7 protein-coding genes are annotated in these 12,540 nt (G+C 72.0%); 4 read left to right on the plus strand and 3 right to left on the minus strand.

Going from position 1 to position 12,540, the window contains the following annotated elements; genetic code table 11:
- Positions 1 to 21: 21 nt before the first annotated feature.
- Positions 22 to 519: a hypothetical protein gene (locus tag BJ969_RS13985; protein WP_184479364.1), complete on the minus strand. Its 498-nt coding sequence runs from the start codon at positions 517 to 519 to the stop codon at positions 22 to 24.
- Between BJ969_RS13985 and BJ969_RS13990 the strand changes: the two genes are divergently transcribed.
- From BJ969_RS13990 to BJ969_RS14000, 3 genes are all read left to right on the plus strand, one after another.
- A complete protein-coding gene (locus tag BJ969_RS13990; protein ID WP_343071400.1) occupies positions 500 to 742 on the plus strand; it encodes a hypothetical protein in 243 nt (80 codons plus the stop codon). The two genes, BJ969_RS13985 and BJ969_RS13990, sit on opposite strands and share 20 nt — an antisense overlap.
- Positions 743 to 890: 148 nt before the next feature.
- Positions 891 to 5,447: a cation-translocating P-type ATPase gene (locus BJ969_RS13995; protein WP_184479365.1), complete on the plus strand. Its 4,557-nt coding sequence runs from the start codon at positions 891 to 893 to the stop codon at positions 5,445 to 5,447.
- Between the two features lie 564 nt (positions 5,448 to 6,011).
- Positions 6,012 to 7,268 carry a glycosyltransferase 87 family protein gene (locus BJ969_RS14000; protein WP_184479366.1) on the plus strand — a complete coding sequence of 419 codons (1,257 nt, stop codon included), beginning with the start codon at positions 6,012 to 6,014 and terminating at the stop codon, positions 7,266 to 7,268.
- Positions 7,269 to 7,274: 6 nt separating this feature from the next.
- Here the strand turns inward: BJ969_RS14000 and BJ969_RS14005 are convergent, their stop codons facing one another.
- Together BJ969_RS14005 and BJ969_RS14010 are read right to left on the minus strand one after the other, a co-directional pair.
- Positions 7,275 to 8,216 carry an EamA family transporter gene (locus BJ969_RS14005; RefSeq protein WP_184479367.1) on the minus strand — a complete coding sequence of 314 codons (942 nt, stop codon included), beginning with the start codon at positions 8,214 to 8,216 and terminating at the stop codon, positions 7,275 to 7,277.
- A gap of 55 nt (positions 8,217 to 8,271) precedes the next feature.
- A complete protein-coding gene (locus BJ969_RS14010) occupies positions 8,272 to 9,174 on the minus strand; it encodes an MIP/aquaporin family protein (RefSeq protein ID WP_184479368.1) in 903 nt (300 codons plus the stop codon).
- 502 nt (positions 9,175 to 9,676) lie between these two features.
- Between BJ969_RS14010 and BJ969_RS14015 the strand changes: the two genes are divergently transcribed.
- On the plus strand, positions 9,677 to 12,499 hold the full coding sequence (locus tag BJ969_RS14015; RefSeq protein WP_184479369.1) for an aconitate hydratase: 2,823 nt from the start codon (positions 9,677 to 9,679) through the stop codon (positions 12,497 to 12,499).
- The last annotated feature ends 41 nt before the right edge of the window (positions 12,500 to 12,540 follow it).

The following is a 12,540-nucleotide window of genomic DNA, read 5'->3' on the forward strand; positions in this document are numbered from 1 at the left end:
TTCGTTCGATTCATACCTTGTTCACCGTCGCTTACGGTGGACGTTTCCGTGCGTCGCAACCGGGGAGGAACTCATGACCAGCGCAACCAGTTCCGGAACGAAATCAGGTTCCGGCAGGCGCACGTCCGGCAGCAGCGCCCAAGGGCGCGGTTCCTCCTCCCGGTCCGGTTCCCGCACCAGCACCTCCGGTTCCAGGACCACCGCCAAGCAGAGCACGAGCGGCTCCACGCGCACCACCAGCGCGCAGACCGGCGGCTCCACCCGCAGCACCGGCAAGCAGAGCACCAGCGGGCGCAGCACCAGCAGCTCGGGCCGCGGCAGCGGCAGTCGCCAGAGCACCGGCACCCGGCAGAGCAGCACCGCCCGCCAGAGCACCGGCACCCGCCAGACCAGCGCCACCCGGCAGAGCAGCGGCACGACCCGCAGCAGCAGTGGCTCCAGCAGTTCCGGCACCTCGACCAGGCAGTCGACGAGCACGTCGAACGCGCAGCAGGCCACCGTGCACCTGCCGTTCGTCACCGCCCAGTTCCACCGGCCGGACGTGCACCTGCCCGCCCTTCCGGGCAAGAAGGAGTTCACCTCCGCGGCGGAGACGGTCCGCGCGCAGCTGCCCGAGCCCGGCCAAGCCCTGTTCTACGGCGGCCTCGCCGCCGGGGTCGCCCTGAGCCTGCTCGAATGGCCCGTCGCCCTGGCCATCGGCGTGGGCACCGCCGTCGTCGGCCGCGGCGACCACGGCGAATAGCCACCACCGCCACCCGCCCCGGCACACCGGCCCCGCACCTCGCGGCGCCCGTGGACGCCGGGGCGGACTCGCGCGAAGCGCTCCCCGGCCACCGGCCGCGGTCGAGCCCGCCCGAAGCCCCACCGCCCCGCGCTCAGAGAGGGAACCCATGCCGCTCGGCACCTTGCTGTCGCGAGCCTCGCAGGTGGCCGTGCCCGTCCTCGACGCCGTGCGCACCTTCGGGTCCGCACCGCTGACCCGGCGGACCTACTCCGGGGACGGCCGCACCCACCTCGAAGTGCGCGGCCTGCACCTGCCCGAGTCGGCCGACGCCGTGCGCGACCTGCGCACCCGCATGTCCGAAGTGGACGGCGTCCGCGAGGTCGAGGTGAACGCGGTGCTGGGGCGGGTCACGGTGCACCACGATCCCGACGTCACCGGGCGCGCGGCGCTGGACGCGGTGGTCGACGACGTCGAAACCGACCACGGGCTGCGCGACCTCGGCCGCGCACCCGCCGGTGCCGCGCACCCGGGCAACGCCGACGCGCTGCTGCGCGACGTCGGAGCGTTCGGGCTCAGCGTGCTCGGCCTGGGCTACACCGCCGTCGCCGGGCTGCTCCCGTTCCAGCCCGGTTCACCGCTGGTGCCCGCCGCGATCTCGCTGGCCGACTCGGTGCCGTGGCTGCGCGCCGGAGCCGAACGCACCCTCGGGCGCTCCGGCACCGACGCCGCGCTCGGCGTGGGCGGCGCCGTCACCCAAGGCCTGTCGCAGAACCCGCTGGCCGTGTTCACCGACCTGTCGTCCCGGTTCTGCTCCGCGCGCGAAGTCATCGCCCGGCGCCAGGCGTGGACCCGCTGGGAAGGCGCGACCCACTCCGGCTCGCACGAATCCACCGCGTTCGACGCCCCGCCACGCCCGAGCGCGCTGCCCGACGGACCGGTCGAACAGGTCGCGAACCTCTCCGGCACGTTCGCCCTCGGCGGGTACGGCACCGTCCTCGCCGCCACCCGCGACCAGCGGCGGGCGCTGGCGACCATGCTCGCCGCGATCCCCCGCCCCGCGAAGAGCGGGCGGGAGGCGTTCGCCGCGCAGCTGACCACCGCGCTGTCCGCGCGCGGCACCGTCGTGCTCGAACCGAAGTCGCTGCGGCGCCTGGACCGGGTCGACGCCGTCGTGCTCGACGCCCCCGCGTTGCTGACGGGACGGCGGATCGTCGACGAGGTGCTGCCGTGGGACCCCGACGCGGACGGCGCCCGGTTGTTCGCGCACGCCGCCGAACTCGTCGCCTCCGAACGCCCCAAGGCGCACCAGCGCAGCGGCAAGTGGTCCTGCGCCCCGCTCGACCGCAACGGCACCGACGTGCCCGCGCACCTGCACGAGGCGATGCGCGCGCACCGCGACCAGGGCGCGACGCTGCTCCTGCTGCGCAGGCACGACGAACCCACCGCGGTCGTGGCCGTCGCCGACGAACTCGACCCGCTCGCCGAAGCGCTCGTCGACGCCGCCCGCGCCGCCGGGACCGTGGTGCTCGCCGGGGTCGGCAGCCGCCTCGACCGCAGGCTCGCCGTGGACGACGTCGTGCACGGCGGCACCCGGCTGGCCGGCTCGGTGCGGCGGTTGCAGGAGGACGGCCGGGTGGTCGCGCTGGTCTCGCCGCGCGGGCATTCCGCGCTGGCCGCCGCCGACGTCGGCATCGGACTCACCGAGGCCGACAAGCCCACGCCGTGGGGCGCGGACCTGCTGTGCCCGAACCGGACCGAGGCGTACGCGGTCCTGTTCTCCGCCGCCGAAGCGCGCACCGCCAGCAAGCACGCCGCCGCGCTGTCGGTCGGCGGCACCTGCCTGGGCGTCCTGTTCGGCGCGCTCGGCCCCTCGCTGGGCGCACCTGCTCGCGCGAGCATGCCGGGGCACGCGGCGAGCCTGTTCGCGATCGGCACCGGCACCTTGGCCGGGATGCAGGCCGGCAACCGCCCACCGCCAGCGCCGCGGCAGCGCACGCCGTGGCACGCGCTGCCGGGCAGAGCCGTGCTGGGCCTGCTGGACAGCTCCGTCGACGGCCTCACCGGCGCGGTCGCGCAGCGCTGGCAGCGCTCCCAGCCGCAGGCGGGCGGCCGGGAATCCGGCGTAGCGGGGGCCACCCTCGAAGGACTGGTCAACCCGATGACACCGGTGCTGGTCGCGGGCGCCGTGGTCTCCGCCGGGCTCGGCTCGGTGGTCGACGCCGTGCTGATCACCGGCGTGCTCGGGATCAGCGCCCTGGTCGACGGGGTGCAGCGGGTCGCGACCGATCGCGAACTCGCCCGGCTGCTCGACGCCGGGCAACTGCCCGCGCAGGTCCGCCGGGGCGGCGAGACGATCACCGTGCCCGCCGACCGGCTGGTGCCCGGCGACGTCGTCGAACTGCGCTCCGGAGACGGCGTGCCCGCCGACTGCCGGGTGCTGGAGGCGGAGTACCTGGAAGTCGACGAGTCCAGCCTCACCGGCGAATCGAACCTCGTGGTCAAGACGCCCGAGGCGACCACCGCCGCCGCGCTCGGCGACCGCACCGGCATGGTCTACCAGGGCACCACGGTCGCCACCGGAACGGCCACGGCCGTCGTGGTGGCCACCGGTACCGCCACCGAGATCGGCCGCACCACCCAGGACGACGGTCGCGCCACCGGCGGCGCGGGGGGAGTCGAAGCACGGCTCGCGGAACTGACCCGGCAGATCCTGCCGCTGTCCATCGGCGCCGGTGGCGTGCTCATGGCCGTCGACCTGCTGCGCGGCACCCCGCTCGCGCACACCGTCGGGCGGGCCGTCGGACTGGCCGTGGCCGCCGTACCGGAAGGCCTGCCGTTCGTGGCGACGCTGGCGGAACTCGCCGCCGCGCGCAGGCTGTCCCGGCGCGGCGTGCTGGTGCGCAGCCCCGCCACCATCGAAGCGCTGGGCCGCGTCGACGCGTTGTGCTTCGACAAGACCGGGACCCTCACCCAAGGCCGGATCACCCTCGGCCAGGTCTCCGACGGCAGGCACAGCAGCACACCGGATCGGCTGGACACCGCCGAACGCGCCGTCATCGAGGTCGCGGTGCGGGCCAACCCGCAGGCCGACGACGACCAGCCGCTGCCACACCTCACCGACCGCGCCGTGCTCGAAGGAGCGCTGGCGGCCGGCATCGACCCGAACGGGCGCGAGGTCCTCGCGGACCTGCCGTTCGAGCCCTCCCGCAGCTTCCACGCCACCCGCACCCGCGGCGACGACGGCGTCGCGCTGCACGTCAAGGGAGCACCGGAGGTGGTGCTCGAACGCTGCGTCCGGTGGCGCGGCGCCGAGGGCCACCGGAAGTTCGACGCCGCCGCGCGGACCGAGGTGGAGCAGGAGATCGAACGCCTCGCCCTGCTCGGCTACCGGCTGCTCGCGGTAGCCGAGAAGTCCACACCGGACGAAACCGGATCCGAACTGGACGATTCCGATGTGGACGGACTCGACTTCGTCGGGCTGCTCGGACTCGCCGACCCGGTGCACCCCACGGCGGCGGAGGCCGTCTCGCGGCTGCGGCGCGCCGGGGTCGACGTCATCATGATCACCGGCGATCACCCGAGCACCGCCGAGGCCATCGCCGCCGAGCTCGGCATGCTAGGCGGCAGGCGGGTCATGCACGGCGCCGAACTCGACGAGCTCGACGACGAGGAGCTGGCCGCGGAACTACCCACGATCTCCGTGTTCGCGCGGGTCAGCCCGGCGCAGAAGGCGCGCATCGTGCGGCTGCTGCGCGCCGACGGGCGCACCGTGGCGATGACCGGCGACGGCGCCAACGACGTGCCCGCGATCAAGCTCGCCCACGTCGGCATCGCGCTCGGCTCCCGAGCCACCTCAGCAGCCCGCGAGTCCGCAGACCTCGTCGTCGCCGACGACCGGATCGAGACCATCACCGACGGCATCGTCGAGGGCCGCGGGATGTGGGCTTCGGTGCACGACGCGCTGTCCATGCTGCTCGGCGGCAACCTCGGCGAGATCGGGTACGCGGTGGGATCGGGCTTCTTCGGCGGTGGCGCCGGGCTCAACGCCCGGCAGCTGCTGGTGGTGAACATGCTGACCGACGTGCTGCCCGCGATCGCCATCGCGGTGCGCCCGCCCCCGCACGCCACTCCGGAGCGGCTGCTGTCCGAAGGTCCGGACGCGTCGCTGGGCACGGCCCTGACCCACGACGTGTACCTGCGCGCCGCCGCCACGGCCGGGGCTGCGGGGCTCGCCTGGGCGCTGGCCCGCCCGGTGTCCACGCCCGGCCAGGCCCGCACCACCGGACTGGTCGCGCTGGTGTCCGCGCAGCTCGCCCAGACGCTCGCGGTGCGCGGTCGCACACCGCTGGTGCTGGCCTCCGGCGCGGTGTCCCTCGTGGTGCTGTTCGGGGTCGTGCAGGTTCCCGGCGTCAGCCACTTCTTCGGCAGCAGTCCGCTACTACCACACCAGTGGTGTCTCGCGGCCGGATCCGCGATCGCATCCACCACAGCCGTGGTGCTGTGGCAGCGCCCACCTGCGACGAAGCAGCCCGCGGAGGCCCGCGCGCTGCCCGCCGGGACGACGGAGGCCCCGGCCGTCGCCGCCCCGGCGGAGGTCACGGAGGGTTCGAACGAGGACGTCGTGGAGGGCTCGGTGCTGCCCGCTCCGGCGGCGCATCGGAACGGTTCCGCCGCACGTCGCGCTCCGGCCGGCTCGCGGCCGCTGGTCACCACTCCCGGATGAGCGGCCGGGCAAGCTCACCCCACCTCCACGGTCCCTCCACCAGGTGAAACGGCGGATTTTCCCCGCCGCTTCACCTGCTCGTCACCCGGAGCCCATCCGGTCCTCACTCCGGACCGGGACCGTCGGGGCGTACGAGCGGGATCCGAGACCGGCAGAAAGCGCACCCACCATGAACTTCCTGACGACCCTGCTGACCAGCGTGGCCGTGGCACTCCTCGAGGGGCTCATCGTGCACGCCGCCAAGACCGCCTACCAGCGCATGCTCCGCACGGCCTGACCCGACGCCCGCCGGAGCCGGGCACCGGCGATCCCAGCCGCCCCGCGGCGACCGAGGAGTCGCGGGATCTCAAATAAGAGCCCGCGCACATTCTCATCGCACTGAAAACATATCCGGAATGAACATTCCTATCGATTCATTCCAAAACGTTCCACACCGCGAACCCCTATCCGAATGACGCGTTCCGCGGGGTCGGTTGACAGTCGCATCGTTGTTCGCTATTCAATTCGAAGGCCGGAAATCGCCCGGCCGCGAGCAATCGAGGCGAGTCGTCACCTAGGACGCCGATGACCGAGAACGGGTCGCGCGAGCACGACTCCACCCGAGTCGACGACCGCGTCGAAGCAGTTCGCGCACACCCGCCGCTCGACTCGCGCGGGCGGAGAACGGCGCCGTGGTTCGCCGTCGCGACCCTGGCCTACGCAGCCGTCCTCAGCAGCGCGCTCGCCGTTGCCATTCCCGAGGCCGCGCTCGTCGGCGACCCGGAATGGGGCTTGGATTACCGCGTCTACGCCCGCGCCGGTCGGGAATTGTGGACTCCGGCGCTGTACGCGCCCCGACCGGAACTGCCGTTCCTGTACCCGCCGATCGCCGGGATGCTGTTCGCCGCGCTGCGGTTCATCCCGGAAGCCCTCGGCCACGCCGTACTCAACATCGCGACCGTCGCCGCCACCGTGACGACCGCGCACCACGTGCTCGCGTGGTACGACTTCGGGACCCGCGCCCAGCGGCACGCCCTCGCCTTCGCCGCGGCCGGGTTGTTCTCGCTCACGACGCCGTGGCGCACCGAACTGGCGCTCGGGCAGATCAATTCCCTCCTGCTGGCCGCCATCGTCATCGCGGCGACGCGCACCGGTGACAGGGCGCGGGACGGCGTGCTGCTGGGAGCGGCCACCTCGATCAAGCTCGCCGCCGGGATCGTGGTGCCGGGATTCCTGCTCGCCCGGCGGTGGCGGACCGCGGCGGGCGCCGTGCTGACCTTCCTGGTCACCGTCGCGGTCGGCGTGCTCGTCCTCGGCGGCACCGCGGTGCGCTACTGGTTCGAGGTGCTCCCGAGGATGTCGAACGGGCCGGTGCGCACCGAGGTCTTCAGCCAGAACCTCGCGGCGGCGCTGTCGCGGCTCGGCCTGGCTCCGCCGCTCGGGTGGGGACTGCTCGCGGTCCTGACCGTGATCGGCCTGAGCATCGCCGTCCGGCGGCGGGACCACTTCAAGGCCGTTCTGGTGCTGGGCATGGCGGGACTGCTGGCGCAGCCGGTCACCTGGACGCACCACTGGGTGTGGCTTGGGCCCGCCGCCCTCGTCCTGCTGATCGGGGTCGTCCGGTGCGCGCACCCGTACCGGTGGGCGTGCTGCCTGGTGTTGCTGCTCGGCACGATCCTGTTCCCGGTGGGCTACGCGCTTCCGGGGCACAGCCTGTCCGGCAGCGGGCTGGACCTCGGCCGCGCGCTGCCGGCGTCCGGCTACGCGCTGCTCGGCCTCGCCCTGCTCGTGCTGATCCCGCTGTGCCCCACCGGTCGTCGCCCGCAGGACGCCTCGACCTGACGCGCGTCAGACCTCGACGGGTTCCGCGGTGGGTTCGGGCGCGGGCGCGGAGCGCTGCGCGATGAACGCGCCCGCGAGCACCAGCGCTCCCCCGGCCAGCTGCCACGGCCCCACGTGCTCGCCGAGCAGCATCCACGCCAGCACCGTGGCCACCACCGGCTCCAGGAACGCGACGGCGCCCGCGATCGGCGGCGAGAGCCGCCGCACCGCGACGATGCCGGTGAGGTAGGCCAGCACGGTGCTCATCAGCACGACCCAGCCGACCACCAGCAGCGCGGGGAACGGGGCGCCGGCCAGCTGCACGGGCCCGGCGAGCAGCGCCCAGTCCAGCTCCCAGGGCCGCGCGATCACCGTGACGATGGCGGCACCGATCAGCAGCCCGTAGGAGGCCAGCGCACGCGGGTCCACGTCGGCGGAGCTGTCGGAGAGCAGGAAGTACCCGGCCTGACACCCGGCGGCGGCCAGGGCGAGCAGCAAGCCGAACACATCGAAGCGCAGCCCCGCGGCGATCTCCACCACGCACGCCAGCCCGACCAGCGCCAGCGCCGTGCCGATCGCGGCCTGCTTGGTCACCGGCGCGCGCCGGACGAAGCGGATCCAGCCGAGCACCAGCACCGGGCCGAGGAATTCGATGAGCAGCGCCACCGCCACCGGGATCGAGGCGATGGCCGCGAAGTAGAAGGTCTGCACGCCCGCGATGGCGAACACCCCGTAGCCCAGCAGCAGCCACGGCGCCCTCCGCAGCACCCCGGCGTGGCGCACCGCGAACGGCAGCATCAGCAGCGCGCCGCCGGCCAGCCGCATCCACGCCACCTGCAACGGGGTGAACCCGGCGTTGATCAGCGGTTTGGCGAACGGCCCGGAACCGCCGAAGCAGAACGCGGAGAACATCGCGGCCGTGATGCCCGCGGTCTTCGGATCGTGGAGCGGATTGCGCACGCCGATCATCGAAGCACAGCCGGGTACCGAGCCCGGAGGCATTGGTCTCGACGAGCCGGGCGGCTCAGCTCCCGTCCGCTTCCGTCCCGGGCACGCGCCCCGGCTCCGGCGCCGTGTCCCGCGCCGCGAGCACCTTGCCGATGAACGCGTCGTAGATCAACGCGCCCAGCACGCCGCCGATGAACGGCCCGACGATGGGGATCCAGAAGTAGGCGCTGAACCACTGGTAGGTGCCGGGCAGCGCGATCTCCCCCCACCCGGTGAGGTAGGCCCACAGCCGGGGCCCGAAATCGCGGGCCGGGTTGATGGCGTACCCCGCGCTGACCCCGAAGCTCAGCCCGATCGCCGTCACGACCATGCCGATCAGGAACGGCCCCAGGTTCGACGCGGGCGCCGAGTTCCGGACGTCGATCAGCGCGCAGATCAGCGCGACGAGGATCGCGGTGCCCACGACCTGGTCCAGCAGCGGCCCCAGCCAGGAGGAGCCGAAGTACTTCGCCGGGAAGGTCGCGAAGATGGAGAAGGTGTCCAGCGATTCGGCGCGCCCGACGCCCGCTTTGGCGTTGAACGCGTCGATCGCCCACCGGTAGCAGGAGAACACCACCCCTGCGGCGAGGAACGCGCCGACGACCTGCGCCACGATGTAGGGCACGACCTTGCGCCACGGGAACGACCGGCGGACCGCGAAGGCCAGGGTCACGGCCGGGTTGATGTGCGCGCCGCTCACGCCGCCGGCGATGTACACGCCGAACACCACCGCGAACCCCCAGCCGAACGCGATGATCAACCAGTTCGCCGGCCCGAAGGCGTCCTCCTGCCTGCCCGAGCCGGGCAGGCCGGCGAGCGCGACGGCCACGGAACCGCAGCCGAGCAGGATCAGCACGAAGGTGCCCAGGAATTCCGCGGACAGCTCACCGCCGAGCCCGGAACCGAATTTCGAGCGGGATCGCTCACGTGTGGCCATCATTCCCCCTGCGCGGCACGAGCTTTCAGCGATCGCGCGCCGATGGTGTTCTGCCACGACGCCTTGCCGCATCGAGCGTAAATCCGCGACTCGGGGCGTGCCCGCCATTGACCGGGCATCGGAAATCCCGCCACGCACGGCTACTGCGACGCGGTGGATTTCCTCGAATCGGTGATTTCGGAGCTACGAGCACGTCACCCTCGGCACGAGGTCCGCGACCGGATCGCCGCGTCGCGCACGGCGAGGTCGACCTCGCCCACCGCACCGGGGTGAAACGTGATCTCTCGCACGCTTCCGCGTGGTTCCGCGCGGGATTCCGCCGGAAAAAACGGGGTTGTGCACGAACCGGAACATCGGGCGGTCGATTCGGGCCGACCCGGCCTTGAGCCGAATTACAGGACAAGCGTACTGTTACGGCCACCAGGCCGCCGAGGTCTGCGCGCACGCTCGGCCGACGTGCGCGAGACTCGCGGTCGTTCCCGAATTGACTTGCGCCCGTCGCGAGATGGAGTTGAACGTGACTGCACCTGCGAGCAAGGACAGCTTCGGTGCCCGCGGCACGCTGAAGGTCGGTGACTCCTCCTACGAGGTGTTCCGGCTCAACGCGGTCGACGGCGCGGCACGGCTGCCCTACAGCCTCAAGATCCTGCTGGAAAACCTGTTGCGCACCGAGGACGGTGCCAACATCACGGCCGACCACGTGCGCGCCCTGGCGAGCTGGGACGCCAAGGCCGAGCCGTCGACGGAGATCCAGTTCACCCCCGCGCGGGTCATCATGCAGGACTTCACCGGAGTCCCCTGCGTGGTCGACCTGGCCACCATGCGCGAAGCCGTCGCCGACCTCGGTGGCGACACCTCCAAGGTGAACCCGCTGGCCCCCGCCGAGCTGGTCATCGACCACTCGGTGATCATCGACGTGTTCGGCAAGCCGGACGCCTTCGAGCGCAACGTCGAGTTCGAGTACGGCCGCAACAAGGAGCGCTACCAGTTCCTGCGCTGGGGCCAGGGCGCCTTCGACGAGTTCAAGGTCGTCCCGCCGGGCACCGGCATCGTGCACCAGGTCAACATCGAGCACCTGGCCCGCACCGTGATGTCCCGCAACGGCCAGGCCTACCCGGACTCCTGCGTCGGCACCGACTCGCACACCACCATGGTCAACGGCCTGGGCGTGCTGGGCTGGGGCGTCGGCGGCATCGAGGCCGAGGCCGCGATGCTGGGCCAGCCCGTCTCCATGCTGATCCCGCGCGTCGTGGGCTTCAAGCTCACCGGTGAGATCCCCGCGGGCGCCACCGCCACCGACGTGGTCCTCACGATCACCGAGATGCTGCGCCGCCACGGCGTGGTGGGCAAGTTCGTGGAGTTCTACGGCTCGGGCGTGGCCTCGGTCCCGCTGGCCAACCGCGCCACCATCGGCAACATGAGCCCCGAGTTCGGTTCGACCGCGGCGATCTTCCCGATCGACGACGAGACGATCCGCTACCTCAAGCTCACCGGCCGCCCGGCCGACCAGGTCGCGCTGGTCGAGTCCTACGCCAAGGAACAGGGCCTCTGGCACGACCCGGACCACGAGCCGGAGTACTCCGAGCTCCTGGAGCTGGACCTGTCCACGGTCGTGCCGTCCATCGCCGGGCCGAAGCGCCCGCAGGACCGCATCGAGGTCTCCGACGCCAAGCCGTCGTTCCGCAAGTCGCTCACCGACTACGTCCAGGTGCAGAACACCGACGACGCCGCGCTCGACGAGGCAGGCGAGGAGTCCTTCCCGGCCAGCGACCCGGTGTCGGTGACCCACCACGGCGCGGGCGACAAGCCGCGGCTGGTCTCGGCCGCCGACGGCGCCTCCGGCCGCCCGACGAACCCGATCAAGGTGACCTCGGACGAGCTGGGCGAGTTCGAGCTCGACCACGGTGCCGTGGTGATCGCCTCGATCACCTCCTGCACCAACACCTCGAACCCGTCGGTGATGCTGGGTGCCGCGCTGCTGGCCCGCAACGCCGTGGACAAGGGCCTCACCCGCAAGCCGTGGGTGAAGACCTCGATGGCGCCGGGTTCGCAGGTCGTCACCGACTACTACGAGAAGGCCGGTCTCTGGCCGTACCTGGAGAAGCTGGGCTTCCACCTGGTCGGCTACGGCTGCACCACCTGCATCGGCAACTCCGGTCCGCTGCCGGAGGAGATCTCCGCCGCGGTGCAGCAGAACGACCTGTCGGTCACCTCCGTGCTGTCGGGCAACCGGAACTTCGAGGGCCGGATCAACCCCGACGTCAAGATGAACTACCTGGCCTCGCCGCCGCTGGTCATCGCCTACGCGCTCGCGGGCACGATGGACTTCGACTTCGAGACCGACCCGCTGGGCCACGACCCCGAGGGCAAGCCGGTGTTCCTGCGCGACCTGTGGCCCTCGCCGCAGGAGGTCCAGGAGACCATCGACTCGGCGATCACCCAGGAGATGTTCACCAAGGACTACGCCGACGTCTTCAAGGGCGACGAGCGCTGGCGGGCGCTGCCCACGCCGGAGGGTGAGACCTTCGACTGGGACACCGAGTCCACCTACGTGCGCAAGCCCCCGTACTTCGACGGCATGGGCATGGAGCCGAGCCCGGTCACCGACATCTCCGGTGCCCGCGTGCTGGCGCTGCTGGGCGACTCGGTCACCACCGACCACATCTCCCCGGCCGGTGCGATCAAGCCGGACTCGCCCGCGGGCAAGTACCTCAGCGAGCACGGCATCGACCGCAAGGACTTCAACTCCTACGGGTCGCGCCGCGGCAACCACGAGGTCATGATCCGCGGGACCTTCGCCAACATCCGGCTGCGCAACCTGCTGCTCGACGACGTGCAGGGCGGCTACACCCGCGACTTCACCCAGGACGGCGCTCCGCAGGCGTTCATCTACGACGCCGCGCAGAACTACGCCGCGCAGGGCACGCCGCTGGTGGTGCTGGGCGGCAAGGAGTACGGCTCCGGGTCGTCGCGCGACTGGGCCGCGAAGGGCACCAGCCTGCTGGGCGTGCGGGCGGTCATCGCCGAGTCCTTCGAGCGCATCCACCGCTCGAACCTGATCGGCATGGGCGTCATCCCGCTGCAGTTCCCGGAGGGCTCCTCGGCGAAGTCGCTGGGCCTGGACGGCACGGAGACCTTCGACTTCTCGGGCATCACCAAGCTCAACGACGGTGAGACCCCGCAGTCGGTGCAGGTCGTGGCCACCAAGGCCGACGGGTCGACCGTGGAGTTCGACGCGAAGGTCCGCATCGACACCCCCGGTGAGGCGGACTACTACCGCAACGGCGGCATCCTGCAGTACGTGCTGCGCAAGATGATCCGCTCCTGATCACCTGCCGATCCGGCAGGTAGCTGATCGGCGGCCCCGGC

Source organism: Saccharopolyspora gloriosae (assembly GCF_014203325.1).
Taxonomy (GTDB): domain Bacteria; phylum Actinomycetota; class Actinomycetes; order Mycobacteriales; family Pseudonocardiaceae; genus Saccharopolyspora_C; species Saccharopolyspora_C gloriosae.